The following is an 18,226-nucleotide window of genomic DNA, read 5'->3' as shown; positions in this document are numbered from 1 at the left end:
AACCTTTCCTAATTGTATGCTTTAGGCGTTCTCAAAAAAGTAATTTTGCAAGGTGAAAGTTAAACAAGTAGATAAAGAAAACGTAAGTAAAGGAAGGAAAACCAGTGTCATATTAGTGTTAGGAACGCTGATAGCCATAGGACCATTTTCTATAGATGCCTATTTACCTGCTTTTAAACAAATTGCTGGAGACTTTAAGGTGGATACTAGTGCTATAGGTTTCACTTTAACGACTTATTTTATTGGGATAGGGTTAGGGCAACTTGCCTATGGTCCATTGATGGATCGGTATGGTAGACGTAGACCACTTATTGCTGGTTTAATTTTATATATCACAACTAGTGTTTTAAGTGCTTATGCATGGGATGTTTCTTCACTAGCAACCTTGCGCTTTTTTACAGCTTTAGGAGCTTGTGCAGGTATGGTAGCCAGTAAAGCAATTGTAAGAGATTTATTTGATGATGATAAAGTTGCTGAGGTGTTGAGTACCTTAATGCTTATCATGGGAATTGCACCTATTATAGCACCTACCATTGGTGGTTTTATTATAGAACATTATCACTGGGATATGATATTTTATGGACTAGCAGGTTTTGCAGCCTTAATGTTGTTTAACGTGGTTTTTATTCTTCCTGAAAGTTCTAAGCCTAACCTTGCGACTAGTTTGCATCCAGTTCCGGTATTGAGAGAATACTGGACTATTTATAAAGACAAAGCCTTTTTCTTATTTTCAACTGCTCGAGGTTTTGTGATAGGTGCTTTACTGGGTTATGTGGCGGCGGCACCATTTATTTTCTTGGACTTTTTTGACATGGCACAAAGTGATTTTGCGATCATCTTCGGTAGTAATGCTGCTGGGCTTATTGCAGGTAGCCAAATTAATCGATTCTTATTGAGACGTTTTACGACTTTTCAAATCACTTATACAGTCAGTATTTTGCTAGTCGTGACTACGTTACTTTTAGTAGGGCATGTTAGCTTCTTTGAACCCCAATTCTGGGTAGTGTATCCTTTATTATTTTTAATGATGACATTTATCGGGTTTCAAAATCCTAACGTTACAGCGCTTGCCTTACAACCATTTACGGTAAGAGCTGGTAGTGCTAGTGCTTTTGTTGGTGCGGTGAGTATGATTTTTGGTTCCTTTGCGAGCTGGTTTGTGTCTAGTTATGTAACCGTTTCATTATTGCCGCTAGCCTTAATGCTTGCAGGATGTGCATTGCTGGGATATACTGCGATAGAAACCTTTAGGATAAAATATGCTCGTGGTTACGCTTTCGCGAAAGCGTATTTAAAACATCCCTACGTGAGTTTAAAGAGAGAGAATAGTTAAAAAGTATATAGGATATTTCTTCAATAAAATTAGGAGTTTTACTTTACTTTACTTTACTTTACTTCGTACTCATATTAATCATTTAACTTTATTATTATGAGAAAATTATTTTTAGTTGGTGCCTTGTCTTTGGGGTTAATGAGTTTTACTGACTGTTTTGCTCTAGCAAATGCTACTGTCGCAGCTTTTGAAAGTTTTAATTTTAGTGACGCAACGAATGATGCTATTTGGGATGATGCATATTATGGATGTGCGGAAGAAGAAGGGATTGGTGTATTAGATCCGGTTATTGTAAATTCAAATTAAGATTAAATGAGACTGATTTTAACTTTCATACTAACTCTAGTTCCTTTTTTAATGTTTTGCCAGATACAGGTGCAATATTCTGTAAATTTTATTTTTGATAAAAATCCAGAATTTGAAAGCCCGAGGCAAAAGGCAATATATCAAAGAACTGTAGAACCTTTCATTGAGATAATTAATAACAGTGATGGCATTTTGTATGCATGTGAAAATCAGTCTTACTTCTCGATTCATCCTAATTCGAAAGATTCAGAGATTTCAAATATACTAGCTAGAGTTCAAATTGAAAGATCTAGCTGGATAACAAATGATTCTGTTGCGGGAAATGTTGATCGTAAGCAAATGAAACTTGTAATCGCTGATTATAATAATGAAGCTTGGAATATTGAACCTAATGAAAAGATAATAGCAGGATATAAATGCTTTAAGGCAACTAAAAATTTAGTTTTTAAAGATTCTAATGTATCAGACAAAACTTTAGAGGTATGGTTCACTCCTGATGTTCCAATAAAATCTGGGCTGAGAGATGCAACCGACTTACCGGGTTTAATTTTATATTATAATGACGGGCAATGGGAATTTACAGCAACAGGTGTTAAGGTTTTAAATGAATGTGATATTAAGATACCTGAGCTTAACGAAATTTCATTTTCTGAATCTGAATTGGAAGCGAGGAATCGATTAAATGAAAAGCGAAATCGTGGAAGGTAATGAATATAGGTTTCCATCATAAATATATTATTATTTTACCAGCATTTTTGCTGGTATTTTTGTCTAATGGTCAAAGTAATGTAAAACTTAATGGTGTAGTATTAGATAGTCTAGGTAATCCAGTTGCTAGCGCCACAATAGTTGCAAAAGGAATAGATGTAAAAGATTTTAAATACACAACAGGTGATTTAGATGGGTTATATGATATAATGTTGAAGCAATCTATTGACTATCAATTGTCAATTAGATCTATTGGTTATACAACTATTACTGATACTTTGAATTTAGAAAAAGGTGAATTTAGAAAGTACATACTTAAAAACAGCACCGAATCTTTAGATAGTATCTTGATAAATGCAAGAGCACCTATCTTACAAAAAGGAGATACAACCTCATATCGTGTGGAGTATTTTTTAACTGGAGAAGAACGTAAAGCAAGAGATATATTAGAAAAGCTACCAGGAGTTGAGGTTGATGCTAGAGGTAATGTAATGGTTGATGGTAAAGATGTAACTGTTTTAATGGTAGATGGTAAGGTTTTCTTTTCCGGAGATGAAAAGTTGGGTGTTAATAATATTCCGTCAGATGTTATCGATGAGATAGAGATTGTTCAAAATTATAATCCTATCCCTTTTATGAAAGATCTTAATGAATCTGAGCAAGTCGCATTGAATATCAAGTTAAAAGCAGATAAGCAAAATTTTATATTTGGGGATTTAGGTATAGGTGCAGGCTATGAAGCTTATAATGCTCATGGAAATTTATTCTATTATTCTAAAAAATTGGGTCTAAATGTAATCAGTGGAGCTAGTAATGATGGACAAAGAGTATTTACAGCTCAAGATTATGTAGATTTTGAAGGAGGAAACTCATTGTTACTTAATGATGCAGAGAAATATTTTAGTTTATTAAATTCCAGCATTGCAAATTATTTGAATAGAGATGATTTTAAAGAAAATAGCAATATTGTAGGAGCTATTAATGCAGTTAGTGAAGTAAGTCCTAGATCTACTGTTTCTGCTTACAGCATTTGGTTAAACGATGACTCCTATTTTTCTTCTCTATCTGAAAGAATTTACCCATTTCAACAACTTGAAGAATCCTTAGAGAATACGAGTGATGTTTCTGCTTTGCTCGGTCTTACCAAAGTAAAATGGCAGTACCGTAAAACGACAAGTAATTACTGGGATTTTAGTGGTTTGTTTAAAACATCTTTTTCTGATGCAACTTCAAATTTAAACTCAAATAGTAATACTGGTAATAGCCGATTTACTAACAGTGTGTCTGATATTAATAATTATGATATAGAGATAGAAGCAAATCATAATGCACAATGGAATAAAAAATCTTTTGTTCAGTGGGAAAATAAGTTTTCAAATAGTAAAAATGAAAACATAGTGGAATGGAATTTTAATGAACCAGTGTTCTCAGATTTGATAGACTATCAAGGTGATGCCACCAATTTATTTTTGAATCAAAGTACAAAAAGGCAAAGAACATCATTAAGCTCAAATTTTGATTATTTCTGGAATTTTAAAAGAGGTTTTCAATTGAATCCAAAAGCCATTATTTCATTTGAAAGAGAAAATTATCAAACTATAGATGGCGAGTTGATAAATTCAGTTTTTACTTCTTTTCAAAATAATGGATTTAATAATGATTTAGATTTTAACTCTACTACTTATGGAGTAGGTTCAGATTTTTTCTTTAAGAATGATTATCATTCTATACGATTTGGCTTCATGGTTAATCAATATATCTATAGTTCTGCAAATTTCAGTGAAGCAAGTTTAGAGCAAAACCCTTTTAGAATATTACCTCAGGTAAACTATAAATTATCTCTGTCCAAAAATCGCAAGATTTCATTTGATTATTCAACTAAAGTTTATGTGCCATCCAGTACTTTACTAGCTAATCGATTTAGATTGACTAACTATAATACTGTAGTTGCTGGAGATAATATGATTTCTGATCAGTACTTGCATAGTTTGAGTTTAAGGTATTCAAGTGGTACAAGAGCTTCAAAACATTTATTTAATAGTTCATTGAATTATAGTTATAGAAGCAGAGCTGTTACAACGTTTAGAGATTTGAATTCTGTAGATCAGATATTAAGATACACTCTTTTAGATGCGCCTAATCAAAACACGTCTTTCAGTATGAATTCAACTCATTTAGTAAATAAGTGGAGATTTGTTTTAAAGCCTAGTTATCAAATTTCAAGCTCTAATAATATTTTGAATGGTGATCTTATTGATGTTAATTTAAAAAGATTTAGGTATGATATTAAAGCAATATCTAACTATAAGAAATTTGTAAATTTTGAATTATCGTTCAACCAAAATTTTAATTGGTATCAAGGCTTTAACGATAATAGGTTCAGAAATACATCTTTTGATATTGGGCTAAAACATGATTTCAATGAATTGTTAATTGCCAGTTTTAATTATAATCAAACTTACTTTAAGAATCTCGATAGGAAGGATTCAAGAAGCTTTGGTCTCCTAGATTTCAATATTAATTATAGACCTGCAAAGTCTTCTTGGTCATTTGATTTAAATGCTATGAATTTAATTGATACAGCTTCTAAAAGCGATTCCAGTTTTTCGGATATTATTGTAAGTCAAAATGATACTTTCATTGTTCCATTTAGGTTTGTTTTTAAAACTATATATAATTTTTAGTTTTTCGCAAAAGCGTATTTAAAACATCCATACGTAAGTTTAAAAAGGGAAAATGCGTCTTAAAAAGAAATACCCCACAGAATCTTAAGATTTGTGAGGTACTTCAAACTAACCAACCAAAGTTATCTTCATATTTCTTTATTTAGTTACGTTTCCTGTAGGGAATGAAACGGTAACATTATTATTGAAAGATTGTGAGTTAGGAGCAGTATCTGGTCCAGCAATTGCTGCAAGTGGCTTTAATGTAAAAGGTGCTGGAGAATTATCTGGTACAGGCTCTACAGTAATTACTACATTACGGCCGACTACACTAAATGGTAATGATTCACCCATAGGAAGGTTGTTGAAAAAGTCTTCTCCTGGTACTGGTGGTCCTGCATTGTTTTGAGTCCCTGAAAATCCATTACCAGAGTCTGTTGATGAGAAGTCTGTAAACGTACCTGTAGAAAGTGCTCCAGCATCGCCCACGACCCAACCTTCATATACCCATCCCGCTGGTAGTGTAGGTAGATTAAAATCTGCCGTTGGTGGCATGCCTGGTAATCCAAACCACACACCGCTAGTATCGTTTCCATTATTTGCTGTTCCTGCTGGCTCATCTGTAGGAGTTCTTAAAAAGAAACTACCGCTGGCCATACTGAAATCACCTGGTGCTGGTCCAAAATTTGTTGATAGACTAGCAGTATTATTATTGAATTCTCCCGCGATGTATTTTGAGTCTGCCGGTGCTGGGTCTGGATCTGGACTAGGCTCAATAGTTAAGATAAAAGCGGTTGCCGCATCTAATGTTGCTGCGTCTACCGCAAATGAGGTCTGACTTAAATTACCTGTTGCGTCAACGGTGAAAACACCTGTGGTAACAGGAGAGCCATTTACCATTACCCATCCTTCATAAGCAAATCCTGATCCTAGATCTTCTAGACCTTGTAAATCGAGAGTTAAATTTTTTGTGGCTATATTACCGGTGTTATCGTCATCGTTGCTACAGCTAGTAAATGTTAGCGTAGCTGCTGCTAATAGTGCTAAATACTTTTTCATTATTTTATGTTTGATTATTTTACACTACAAACTAATGACTATCATATCCCAATAGCGTCACATAATTGTCAACTTTTATCGCAATGGTGTGATTGTTTTGTGATATACTTTATGGACTTTTATCTTATGGCAAATCAAATATTAATTGTAGAAGACGATCTAGAGATTGTGGACCTACTAGAGATACATATGAAAGACCTCAATGCTGAGGTCGAAAGTGTAAATGACGGATTAAGTGCATTAGAAAAAGCACAGCATAAAGATTATGATTTAATCTTGCTAGATTTATCGATACCTAAACTTAATGGTGTAGAAGTGTGTCGTGAGCTACGTAAAACTAAGAATACACCTATTATAATGGTTACCGCTAAAACAGAAGAAATTGATAAGGTACTAGGGCTAGAGATAGGTGCAGATGATTATATCACTAAGCCATTTTCTATACGTGAATTGAAAGCAAGAGCTAAAGCAGTAATGAGAAGAAGTGATGCTGCAAACCAGCAGACGGGTGACTCAAAATCTACAGAGTTAGATTTTGGAGATTTGAAAGTTAATATTGAAATGCGTAGAGTAACTATAGAAGGGAAGAAGATAGATCTTTCACCTAAAGAGTTTGACCTACTAGTATTACTGGCAAATTATCCAGGCCGTAGTTACAGTAGGTCAGAACTGCTGGATGTTATTTGGGGTTATAATTTTTCTGGATATGAGCATACTGTAAACTCACACATCAATAGGTTGCGTGCTAAAATCGAACCTGACATGGGAAATCCTATTTATATATTGACGACTTGGGGAATAGGTTACCGTTTTAATGAAGATATATAACTATGAATAAGCAATCTACATTAACACCTAAACTAGTTTTTAAACTGTGGCTTGCCTTATCTCTATTGATTTTAGGGATGGCGGCCTGTTATATATTAGTGACTACCTATTTTTCTAATCAACATCATCTCGCAACTCAACAAGAGATAAATGCACCACTAGCGCAGCACTTAATTGACGAGAAATTTGCAGACGCCTCACCATTTATGGAAGATGGTACTGTAAATAAAGCGGTGTTTGGAGATTTAATGCATGATATGATGGCGGTAAATCGCAGTATTGAAGTTTATTTATTGGGCATCGATGGTGAAGTTTTACATTCGGTTGTTTTAGAACATAGTCCAAAGGAGCCAGCTCTATACGTGGACACTAAACCGATAACTGATTTTATTGAATCTGATTATAAGGGTTTTTGTTTAGGTGATGATCCAAGGGATCGATCAGAGCGTAAGATTTTTTCTGTGGCTCCTTTTGAAAATAACGGCAGAAATGGATACATATATATAATACTCTCAGGAGAAGCATATCAGCTTGCTAGTAGTAATATATTTAATAAGTACATAAAGAGTTTTGGTCTAGGAGCAATTGCATTGACTACATTTTTTACTCTATTGATAGGTTTTGTCTTGATCTGGTTTATCACAAAAAACTTACGAACGATTACTCAAGTAGCTCGTAGGTTTAAGGAAGGAGATCTTAATGCGAGAATAGAAGATCCAGAAAAAACCGATGTTGCTGTTTTTGCCCATACTTTTAATGATATGGCAGATACGATAAACGCTAACCTAGAAGAAATAAAATCAGTTGATGAATTGCGCAGGCAGTTAATTGCAAATGTTTCCCATGATTTAAGAACTCCACTTGCCGTATTAAAAGGATATGCTGACACTTTACAAGAAAAATCGAGCAGCTTAACAGAACAGGAGAAAAATAAATACTTAAATGTGATAAGCTCTAACAGTGACAAGCTTACTAATTTGGTCGAACAATTATTTGAGTATTCTAAACTAGAAGCAAAGCAAATAGAACCTTTAATGGAGCAATTTTCAATAACGGATTTGTGTCTGGATTTAGTTTCTAAATATGATATCCTGGCTAAAAAGAAGAATATAGACCTTAGTATCGCGGTGAAAAACAATGAAAATATATTAGTCTATGCAGATATTAGTCTCATTGAGCGTGCTTTACAAAACTTAATTGATAATGCCTTAAAATTCACACCGGATAATGGTTCCATAAAAGTGGAGTTAGAAAAGTCTGGTGAGCAATGCTTTGTTAAAGTTAACGATTCAGGAATAGGTATAGCACCCGAGATGCAATCTAGCATCTTTGAACGTTTTAAACAGTCTAGTGAAAGTTTTGCTAAAAATGGTGCAGGATTAGGGCTAGCTATCGTGAAAAAAATTCTTGATTTACATCAGTCCACTATTACTGTTATGAGTAAGCAAAATTCAGGTAGCAGCTTTAAATTTAATCTTCCGGTAGCTTAAAATTATCTCGCTTTCGCGAAAGCGAGATAAAAATGACAAATTGTCTTCAATATATTTGTTGGTACAAGTATTGTTTATTTTAAGGTGAAAAAATAGATATGAAAGCAACGGTGCATAGAGCTGAAGATAGAGGATATGCTAACCACGGATGGTTAGAAGCAAAACATAGTTTTAGTTTTGCTAGTTGGTATAATCCTGATAAAATTAATTTTGGTGCGCTACGTGTATTGAATGATGATCGTATTGCTGGCGGAGCCGGATTTCCAAAACATCCTCATAATAATATGGAAATCATAACTATTCCATTAAGTGGTAAATTAGAGCATGAAGATAGTATGGGGAATAAGGCGCAAATTGCAGCAGGAGAAGTTCAAGTAATGAGCGCTGGAATAGGTGTCACGCACTCTGAATATAATGCTTCACAAGATGAGGAATTGAAGTTATTTCAAATTTGGATTTTTCCAAATAAGCAAAATGTAGTTCCTAGGTACGATGAGCTTAAATTAAACCTAGAAGATAGAGTCAACAGGTTGCAACAAATATTATCGCCAATTCCTGATGATGATGGAGTTTGGATTCATCAAAATGCGTGGATGTTTATGAGTAATCTCTATAAAGATAAAGAAGTCAAATACAGCGTTAATATGAAAGGGAATGGAGTTTTTGTAATGGTGGTTAGTGGTGAAGTTGTCATTAATAATGAAATCCTAACGGCTAGAGATGCCGTTGCTATGGAGGATTTTGAGTCCTTTTCTGTTCTTTCAATTCTAGATGCAGAAATTTTATTTATAGAGGTGCCTATGTCTTTTCAATAGATTCAATAATAGAATTGAAAAATGCTTTGAGTTGATACATTTGTTTGTTAGCCTTTTTCTTTCCAAATCGACCAGCAAAATAAAAGGATAACCATATAAGGATTAACACTAAGGCTGATACGATAGCTGGATTTACGTCTCTGTGCGTTGTTATCATAGCATATCCCCAAATTATAGTGCCTAAGAATAGTATTGCTATTACAAAATTTAAAAACATAAACATAGTCCATACAATAGGGTTAGGTCCATATAGGCTGCGTATTTCTGTTGTCATATCGTTTTCTTGTAATTCTAAATGTAATTGTGGCGACCAAAAATGTTGATGTAATTTTGAAAATCTAATAAAGATATGCCGATCACTAAAATAAACCTTGTAGTCTCTTCTATTGAGTTTTGCTTTTTTAAATTGGTTATTTACTATAGATATATCACAATTTAAAGATACTGTAAACCGAGGTCTTAATATCATAGTATTGTTTAGTTGCATAATTTTATTTTCTATTTAAGGTTATTAAGGCTTTTACTTATTTTTATAGATGAACTACTAACCAATTTTAGATAAAGAGGTTTTAAATTAAATAAATACTGCTGCTAATTGATTCTAAAGTTATATGAGTTAGAATAATTCGGATAGGATGATTTGTAATTAGTTGTTTGTATGTGTGTTATAAATTATTTTAATTTATTTAGTTAAAAAGTTTGGTTGATAGAGAAAAACGTGAGTATATTTGCACCCGCTTTGCAGCAGACATGATGTCAGAAGTAGAGCGTTAGTTCTTCAGAGAAGGTTAAAATACTAGTACGAGAATCGGGAGAGGATTGGCAAAGTTTTGATTTTATAATTTGAAGTAGTTCATTGAGATTTTGATTGACAGCACAAAATAAATAATAAGAAGATATTTTGATAATATTTTCTGGTAAGATTTAATATAGATAAACACAATTACGCTAATTAAGTAGTATTAATTATATAGATCAATAAATGATCTTTAAAAAGATTCTACGATGAAGAGTTTGATCCTGGCTCAGGATGAACGCTAGCGGCAGGCCTAACACATGCAAGTCGAGGGGTAACAGAGAGAGCTTGCTCTTTGCTGACGACCGGCGCACGGGTGCGTAACGCGTATACAATCTACCTATCACTGAGGGATAGCCCGAAGAAATTTGGATTAATACCTCATAGTATTATGAGATCGCATGATTTTATAATTAAAGGTTACGGTGATAGATGAGTATGCGTCCTATTAGCTAGATGGAGAGGTAAAGGCTCCCCATGGCTACGATAGGTAGGGGTCCTGAGAGGGAGATCCCCCACACTGGTACTGAGACACGGACCAGACTCCTACGGGAGGCAGCAGTGAGGAATATTGGACAATGGGCGCAAGCCTGATCCAGCCATGCCGCGTGTAGGAAGACGGCCCTATGGGTTGTAAACTACTTTTATACGGGAAGAAACCTATCCTCGTGAGGATAGCTGACGGTACCGTAAGAATAAGCACCGGCTAACTCCGTGCCAGCAGCCGCGGTAATACGGAGGGTGCAAGCGTTATCCGGAATCATTGGGTTTAAAGGGTCCGTAGGCGGGCTAATAAGTCAGTGGTGAAATGCAGGGGCTCAACTCCGGCACTGCCATTGATACTGTTAGTCTTGAATTATTGTGAAGTGGTTAGAATATGTAGTGTAGCGGTGAAATGCTTAGATATTACATAGAATACCGATTGCGAAGGCAGATCACTAACAATATATTGACGCTGATGGACGAAAGCGTGGGTAGCGAACAGGATTAGATACCCTGGTAGTCCACGCCGTAAACGATGGTTACTAGCTGTTTGGACGAATTGACGTCTGAGTGGCCAAGCGAAAGTGATAAGTAACCCACCTGGGGAGTACGTTCGCAAGAATGAAACTCAAAGGAATTGACGGGGCCCGCACAAGCGGTGGAGCATGTGGTTTAATTCGATGATACGCGAGGAACCTTACCAGGGCTTAAATGTAGTATGATAGATTTGGAAACAGATTTTTCTTCGGACATATTACAAGGTGCTGCATGGTTGTCGTCAGCTCGTGCCGTGAGGTGTCAGGTTAAGTCCTATAACGAGCGCAACCCCTATTGCTAGTTGCCAGCGAGTCAAGTCGGGGACTCTAGCGAGACTGCCGGTGCAAACCGTGAGGAAGGTGGGGATGACGTCAAATCATCACGGCCCTTACGTCCTGGGCCACACACGTGCTACAATGGTAGGGACAGAGAGCAGCCACCACGCGAGTGGGAGCGAATCTATAAACCCTATCACAGTTCGGATCGTAGTCTGCAACTCGACTACGTGAAGCTGGAATCGCTAGTAATCGCATATCAGCCATGATGCGGTGAATACGTTCCCGGGCCTTGTACACACCGCCCGTCAAGCCATGGAAGCTGGGGGTACCTGAAGTCGGTGACCGCAAGGAGCTGCCTAGGGTAAAACCGGTAACTGGGGCTAAGTCGTAACAAGGTAGCCGTACCGGAAGGTGCGGCTGGAACACCTCCTTTCTGGAGTTCCTGAAATAATGGAACAACAATAGATTTATGTGGTTAAGCTATTTAGTTAGCGTGTTTATTTATGTTTAAAAGTTGTCAATCTTGATATATTAAGTCGAAAAGACTTTTGATTAGATGGTTATGTCTGTTTAATTAAACAGTCTCATAGCTCAGCTGGTTAGAGCGCTACACTGATAATGTAGAGGTCGGCAGTTCGAGTCTGCCTGAGACTACAATGCATAGTTTACTATGTGATAGTTCATTAAAATATTTAAAGGAAATTCTAGAGGTTGGTTATTCAACATTGCTAATTCTGAATGCAACATTCTGAATTTTATAATGGGGGATTAGCTCAGCTGGCTAGAGCGCCTGCCTTGCACGCAGGAGGTCATCGGTTCGACTCCGATATTCTCCACAATAATAAGTTGTAAGACTTATAACGTTCATTGACATATTGAAAAGATTAAACGAGAAACGAATAGGTACATTAAGTTGTATTTATTATAGTAAATATTGAATATTAAAAGCAAGGCTTTTATTTTGTATCGTTGCAAGATAAATAAGAATACCATAAGCAAATTAAGGGCGTATGGGGAATGCCTAGGCTCTCAGAGGCGATGAAGGACGTGATAAGCTGCGATAAGCTGTGGGGATTGGCACATACAATTTGATCCGCAGATTTCCGAATGGGGCAACCCGGCATATTGAAGATATGTCATCTGTAAAGAAGCAAACCCGGTGAACTGAAACATCTAAGTAGCCGGAGGAAGAGAAAACAAAAGTGATTCCGCTAGTAGTGGCGAGCGAACGCGGAATAGCCCAAACCAATTAGGTTACGGCCTAATTGGGGTTGTAGGACCACGCTATTTGATGCATAATGAATTAGAATCCTTTGGAAAAAGGAGCCATAGAAGGTGATAGCCCTGTATAGGTAAAGAGTGTTATTGATAGTGGTATCCTGAGTAGTGCGGGGCACGTGAAACCCTGTATGAATCAAGCGGGACCATCCGCTAAGGCTAAATACTCCTGAGAGACCGATAGTGAACCAGTACCGTGAGGGAAAGGTGAAAAGAACCCTGAATAAGGGAGTGAAATAGATCCTGAAACCATACGCTTACAAGCGGTCGGAGCCCTTTGGGGTGACGGCGTGCCTTTTGCATAATGAGCCTACGAGTTACCGTTGTTAGCAAGGTTAAGTACTTCAGGTACGTAGCCGTAGCGAAAGCGAGTCTGAATAGGGCGTATAGTTAGCAGTGGTAGACGCGAAACCGTGTGATCTACCCATGGGCAGGGTGAAGCTGTGGTAACACACAGTGGAGGCCCGAACCGGTTGACGTTGAAAAGTCTTCGGATGACCTGTGGGTAGGGGTGAAAGGCCAATCAAACTCGGAAATAGCTCGTACTCCCCGAAATGCATTTAGGTGCAGCGTTGATTTAGTTTTATAGAGGTAGAGCTACTGATTGGATGCGGGGGCTTCACCGCCTACCAATTCCTGACAAACTCCGAATGCTATAAAATGATGATCAGCAGTGAGGGCATGGGTGCTAAGGTCCATGTCCGAAAGGGAAAGAACCCGGACCATCAGCTAAGGTCCCCAAATATATGTTAAGTTGAATAAACGAGGTTGTACTGCATTGACAGCTAGGATGTTGGCTTGGAAGCAGCCATTCATTTAAAGAGTGCGTAACAGCTCACTAGTCGAGCGGTACGGCATGGATAATAATCGGGCATAAACATATTACCGAAGCTATGGACTCTACGGAGTGGTAGGGGAGCATTCTATGGGCGTTGAAGGAGAATTGTGAAGTTTTCTGGAGCGTATAGAAACGAAAATGTAGGCATAAGTAACGATAAAGGGAGCGAGAAACTCCCTCACCGAAAGACCAAGGTTTCCTCAGCTATGCTAATCAGCTGAGGGTTAGTCGGGTCCTAACGCGTACCCGAAGGGGGAAGTGGATGGACAACAGGTTAATATTCCTGTACCTGCTCACGCAAAAAGTGACGGAGGTGTAAATCTGGTGCGTACTGACGGAATAGTACGTTGAACTAACTTTTAAGGTTAGGATAGTACCATAAAGCTACGGCTGCATGGATAATCCAGAGGAGCAACTTCCAAGAAAAGCAAGTGAAGCAGCCCGTACCGCAAACCGACACAGGTGGTTGGGATGAGAATTCTAAGGTGCTCGAGAGATTCATGGCTAAGGAACTAGGCAAAATTGACCTGTAACTTCGGGAGAAAGGTCCCCTGCAGCAATGTGGGGCGCAGTGAAAAGATCCAAGCGACTGTTTATCAAAAACACAGGGCTCTGCTAAATCGAAAGATGATGTATAGGGCCTGACACCTGCCCGGTGCCGGAAGGTTAAGAGGAGGGTTTAGCTTCGGCGAAGATCTGAATTGAAGCCCCGGTAAACGGCGGCCGTAACTATAACGGTCCTAAGGTAGCGAAATTCCTTGTCGGGTAAGTTCCGACCTGCACGAATGGTGTAACGATTTGGATACTGTCTCAGCCATGAGCTCGGTGAAATTGTAGTATCGGTGAAGATGCCGATTACCCGCTACGGGACGAAAAGACCCCGTGCACCTTTACTATAGCTTAGTATTGATCTTGGATAAGTAATGTGTAGGATAGGTGGGAGACTATGAAGTGGCGTCGCCAGGCGTTGTGGAGTCATTGTTGAAATACCACCCTTTGCTTATTTGAGACCTAACCCCTAACGGGGGACATTGCTTGGTGGGTAGTTTGACTGGGGTGGTCGCCTCCAAAAGAGTAACGGAGGCTTCTAAAGGTACCCTCAGCACGCTTGGTAACCGTGCGTAGAGTGTAATGGCATAAGGGTGCTTGACTGAGAGACTTACAAGTCGACCAGGTTGGAAACAAGAGCATAGTGATCCGGTGGTTCCGTATGGAAGGGCCATCGCTCAAAGGATAAAAGGTACGCCGGGGATAACAGGCTGATCTCCCCCAAGAGCTCACATCGACGGGGGGTTTGGCACCTCGATGTCGGCTCGTCACATCCTGGGGCTGGAGAAGGTCCCAAGGGTTGGGCTGTTCGCCCATTAAAGTGGCACGCGAGCTGGGTTCAGAACGTCGTGAGACAGTTCGGTCTCTATCTGTAGTGGGCGCAAGAAATTTGAGTGAATCTGACTTTAGTACGAGAGGACCGAGTTGGACTGACCGCTGGTGTACCAGTTGTTCCGCCAGGAGCACTGCTGGGTAGCTACGTCGGGAAGGGATAAGCGCTGAAAGCATATAAGCGCGAAACCCATCACAAGATGAGATTTCTTTAAAGGGTCGTGGGAGACTACCACGTTGATAGGTCATAGGTGTAAAGGCAGTAATGTCATAGCCGAGTGATACTAATTACCCGTAAGCTTAGGTATTCTACCCTTTAGCTTTTTATATCATGTTTATTATTATCGTTTTAAATTTCAATATGTCAACTTTTACAGTTGATTGTTTCAGCTGAACCATTAAGGTGGTTATAGCGATGGGGCTCACCTCTTACCATTCCGAACAGAGAAGTTAAGCCCATTAGCGCAGATGGTACTGCTTTATTGTGGGAGAGTATGTCGCCGCCTTCTTTTAAGTCCTTACTAAGTAATTAGTAGGGACTTTTTTTATGTTTAATTTTTTGATTTTATCTATCTCGCTAATTTAGATGAGTTATTTTCAGATTTCCATTTTTACTCGATGATGTAATCTAAAAGGCTTAAGATTTATAATAAATCCTTTTAGTTAAAAAGAGGATCCTGTTAAAAAAAAATGTCTAATTACAAGTAAATGTAATTAGACATTTTTAAAAATATATACTTAATTTCTAGCCATTAAATAATGGATATTCGGTGATTATTTTTTTTGAATTAATTTAAGTGTTTCAAGTATTCTGATGTATTTGCGATATCGTTACCTGATAAAGTTATATGAGTTAGAATAATTCGGATAGGATGATTTGTAATTAGTTGTTTGTATGTGTGTTATAAATTATTTTAATTTATTTAGTTAAAAAGTTTGGTTGATAGAGAAAAACGTGAGTATATTTGCACCCGCTTTGCAGCAGACATGATGTCAGAAGTAGAGCGTTAGTTCTTCAGAGAAGGTTAAAATACTAGTACGAGAATCGGGAGAGGATTGGCAAAGTTTTGATTTTATAATTTGAAGTAGTTCATTGAGATTTTGATTGACAGCACAAAATAAATAATAAGAAGATATTTTGATAATATTTTCTGGTAAGATTTAATATAGATAAACACAATTACGCTAATTAAGTAGTATTAATTATATAGATCAATAAATGATCTTTAAAAAGATTCTACGATGAAGAGTTTGATCCTGGCTCAGGATGAACGCTAGCGGCAGGCCTAACACATGCAAGTCGAGGGGTAACAGAGAGAGCTTGCTCTTTGCTGACGACCGGCGCACGGGTGCGTAACGCGTATACAATCTACCTATCACTGAGGGATAGCCCGAAGAAATTTGGATTAATACCTCATAGTATTATGAGATCGCATGATTTTATAATTAAAGGTTACGGTGATAGATGAGTATGCGTCCTATTAGCTAGATGGAGAGGTAAAGGCTCCCCATGGCTACGATAGGTAGGGGTCCTGAGAGGGAGATCCCCCACACTGGTACTGAGACACGGACCAGACTCCTACGGGAGGCAGCAGTGAGGAATATTGGACAATGGGCGCAAGCCTGATCCAGCCATGCCGCGTGTAGGAAGACGGCCCTATGGGTTGTAAACTACTTTTATACGGGAAGAAACCTATCCTCGTGAGGATAGCTGACGGTACCGTAAGAATAAGCACCGGCTAACTCCGTGCCAGCAGCCGCGGTAATACGGAGGGTGCAAGCGTTATCCGGAATCATTGGGTTTAAAGGGTCCGTAGGCGGGCTAATAAGTCAGTGGTGAAATGCAGGGGCTCAACTCCGGCACTGCCATTGATACTGTTAGTCTTGAATTATTGTGAAGTGGTTAGAATATGTAGTGTAGCGGTGAAATGCTTAGATATTACATAGAATACCGATTGCGAAGGCAGATCACTAACAATATATTGACGCTGATGGACGAAAGCGTGGGTAGCGAACAGGATTAGATACCCTGGTAGTCCACGCCGTAAACGATGGTTACTAGCTGTTTGGACGAATTGACGTCTGAGTGGCCAAGCGAAAGTGATAAGTAACCCACCTGGGGAGTACGTTCGCAAGAATGAAACTCAAAGGAATTGACGGGGCCCGCACAAGCGGTGGAGCATGTGGTTTAATTCGATGATACGCGAGGAACCTTACCAGGGCTTAAATGTAGTATGATAGATTTGGAAACAGATTTTTCTTCGGACATATTACAAGGTGCTGCATGGTTGTCGTCAGCTCGTGCCGTGAGGTGTCAGGTTAAGTCCTATAACGAGCGCAACCCCTATTGCTAGTTGCCAGCGAGTCAAGTCGGGGACTCTAGCGAGACTGCCGGTGCAAACCGTGAGGAAGGTGGGGATGACGTCAAATCATCACGGCCCTTACGTCCTGGGCCACACACGTGCTACAATGGTAGGGACAGAGAGCAGCCACCACGCGAGTGGGAGCGAATCTATAAACCCTATCACAGTTCGGATCGTAGTCTGCAACTCGACTACGTGAAGCTGGAATCGCTAGTAATCGCATATCAGCCATGATGCGGTGAATACGTTCCCGGGCCTTGTACACACCGCCCGTCAAGCCATGGAAGCTGGGGGTACCTGAAGTCGGTGACCGCAAGGAGCTGCCTAGGGTAAAACCGGTAACTGGGGCTAAGTCGTAACAAGGTAGCCGTACCGGAAGGTGCGGCTGGAACACCTCCTTTCTGGAGTTCCTGAAATAATGGAACAACAATAGATTTATGTGGTTAAGCTATTTAGTTAGCGTGTTTATTTATGTTTAAAAGTTGTCAATCTTGATATATTAAGTCGAAAAGACTTTTGATTAGATGGTTATGTCTGTTTAATTAAACAGTCTCATAGCTCAGCTGGTTAGAGCGCTACACTGATAATGTAGAGGTCGGCAGTTCGAGTCTGCCTGAGACTACAATGCATAGTTTACTATGTGATAGTTCATTAAAATATTTAAAGGAAATTCTAGAGGTTGGTTATTCAACATTGCTAATTCTGAATGCAACATTCTGAATTTTATAATGGGGGATTAGCTCAGCTGGCTAGAGCGCCTGCCTTGCACGCAGGAGGTCATCGGTTCGACTCCGATATTCTCCACAATAATAAGTTGTAAGACTTATAACGTTCATTGACATATTGAAAAGATTAAACGAGAAACGAATAGGTACATTAAGTTGTATTTATTATAGTAAATATTGAATATTAAAAGCAAGGCTTTTATTTTGTATCGTTGCAAGATAAATAAGAATACCATAAGCAAATTAAGGGCGTATGGGGAATGCCTAGGCTCTCAGAGGCGATGAAGGACGTGATAAGCTGCGATAAGCTGTGGGGATTGGCACATACAATTTGATCCGCAGATTT

Annotated in this window: 9 protein-coding genes, 4 tRNA genes and 5 rRNA genes (1 of these 18 cut by a window edge); 16 read left to right on the top strand and 2 right to left on the bottom strand. The window is 38.5% G+C overall.

Annotated elements, in window-relative coordinates; translation table 11 throughout:
- Positions 1–52 precede the first annotated feature (52 nt).
- From BST92_RS03395 to BST92_RS03380, 4 genes are all read left to right on the top strand, one after another.
- A complete protein-coding gene (locus tag BST92_RS03395) occupies positions 53–1,333 on the top strand; it encodes a multidrug effflux MFS transporter (RefSeq protein WP_105070184.1) in 1,281 nt (426 codons plus the stop codon).
- A 96-nt stretch (positions 1,334–1,429) separates the two neighbouring features.
- Complete coding sequence (locus tag BST92_RS03390; RefSeq protein ID WP_105070183.1) at positions 1,430–1,639, top strand: hypothetical protein; 210 nt, start codon at positions 1,430–1,432, stop codon at positions 1,637–1,639.
- A 6-nt stretch (positions 1,640–1,645) separates the two neighbouring features.
- On the top strand, positions 1,646–2,347 hold the full coding sequence (locus BST92_RS03385; protein WP_105070182.1) for a GLPGLI family protein: 702 nt from the start codon (positions 1,646–1,648) through the stop codon (positions 2,345–2,347).
- Positions 2,347–5,031, top strand: coding sequence for a carboxypeptidase-like regulatory domain-containing protein (locus tag BST92_RS03380; RefSeq protein ID WP_105070181.1), 2,685 nt, complete (start codon positions 2,347–2,349; stop codon positions 5,029–5,031). Before BST92_RS03385 ends, BST92_RS03380 begins: the two co-directional genes overlap by 1 nt.
- A gap of 138 nt (positions 5,032–5,169) precedes the next feature.
- Here BST92_RS03380 and BST92_RS03375 read toward each other — a convergent pair whose 3' ends face one another.
- Positions 5,170–6,069 carry an anti-sigma factor domain-containing protein gene (locus BST92_RS03375; protein WP_105070180.1) on the bottom strand — a complete coding sequence of 300 codons (900 nt, stop codon included), beginning with the start codon at positions 6,067–6,069 and terminating at the stop codon, positions 5,170–5,172.
- 126 nt (positions 6,070–6,195) lie between these two features.
- Between BST92_RS03375 and BST92_RS03370 the strand changes: the two genes are divergently transcribed.
- The 3 genes from BST92_RS03370 to BST92_RS03360 all read left to right on the top strand — a co-directional run bounded on the left by BST92_RS03370 (position 6,196) and on the right by BST92_RS03360 (position 9,202).
- Complete coding sequence (locus BST92_RS03370; RefSeq protein ID WP_211292428.1) at positions 6,196–6,897, top strand: response regulator transcription factor; 702 nt, start codon at positions 6,196–6,198, stop codon at positions 6,895–6,897.
- 2 nt (positions 6,898–6,899) lie between these two features.
- Positions 6,900–8,387 (top strand): sensor histidine kinase, encoded by a 1,488-nt coding sequence (locus BST92_RS03365; RefSeq protein WP_105070178.1) that lies wholly within the window; start codon positions 6,900–6,902, stop codon positions 8,385–8,387.
- 98 nt (positions 8,388–8,485) lie between these two features.
- Complete coding sequence (locus BST92_RS03360) at positions 8,486–9,202, top strand: pirin family protein (protein WP_105070177.1); 717 nt, start codon at positions 8,486–8,488, stop codon at positions 9,200–9,202.
- Here the strand turns inward: BST92_RS03360 and BST92_RS03355 are convergent.
- Positions 9,186–9,689, bottom strand: coding sequence for a GTP-binding protein (locus BST92_RS03355; protein ID WP_105070176.1), 504 nt, complete (start codon positions 9,687–9,689; stop codon positions 9,186–9,188). The genes BST92_RS03360 and BST92_RS03355 overlap by 17 nt on opposite strands.
- Positions 9,690–10,204: 515 nt before the next feature.
- Between BST92_RS03355 and BST92_RS03350 the strand changes: the two genes are divergently transcribed.
- From BST92_RS03350 to BST92_RS03310, 9 genes are all read left to right on the top strand, one after another.
- Positions 10,205–11,729 (top strand): 16S ribosomal RNA (locus tag BST92_RS03350).
- Between the two features lie 147 nt (positions 11,730–11,876).
- A tRNA-Ile gene (locus BST92_RS03345) sits at positions 11,877–11,950 on the top strand.
- A gap of 108 nt (positions 11,951–12,058) precedes the next feature.
- Positions 12,059–12,132, top strand: a tRNA-Ala gene (locus BST92_RS03340).
- Between the two features lie 153 nt (positions 12,133–12,285).
- A 23S ribosomal RNA gene (locus tag BST92_RS03335) occupies positions 12,286–15,100 on the top strand.
- Positions 15,101–15,191: 91 nt separating this feature from the next.
- Positions 15,192–15,301, top strand: a 5S ribosomal RNA gene (rrf, locus tag BST92_RS03330).
- Between the two features lie 730 nt (positions 15,302–16,031).
- Positions 16,032–17,556, top strand: a 16S ribosomal RNA gene (locus BST92_RS03325).
- Positions 17,557–17,703: 147 nt separating this feature from the next.
- Positions 17,704–17,777: transfer RNA gene (locus BST92_RS03320), tRNA-Ile, on the top strand.
- Positions 17,778–17,885: 108 nt separating this feature from the next.
- A tRNA-Ala gene (locus BST92_RS03315) sits at positions 17,886–17,959 on the top strand.
- Between the two features lie 153 nt (positions 17,960–18,112).
- Positions 18,113–18,226: ribosomal RNA gene (locus BST92_RS03310) — 23S ribosomal RNA — on the top strand (it continues 2,701 nt past the right edge of the window).
- The 16S, 23S and 5S rRNA genes sit together here with 4 tRNA genes alongside, the layout of an rRNA operon.

Origin of the sequence: Nonlabens arenilitoris (genome assembly GCF_002954765.1) — a bacterium.
Classification (GTDB): Bacteria; Bacteroidota; Bacteroidia; order Flavobacteriales; family Flavobacteriaceae; genus Nonlabens; species Nonlabens arenilitoris.
Note: the sequence above shows the minus strand (reverse complement) of the source record. Positions and strands in the feature narration are given on the sequence as shown.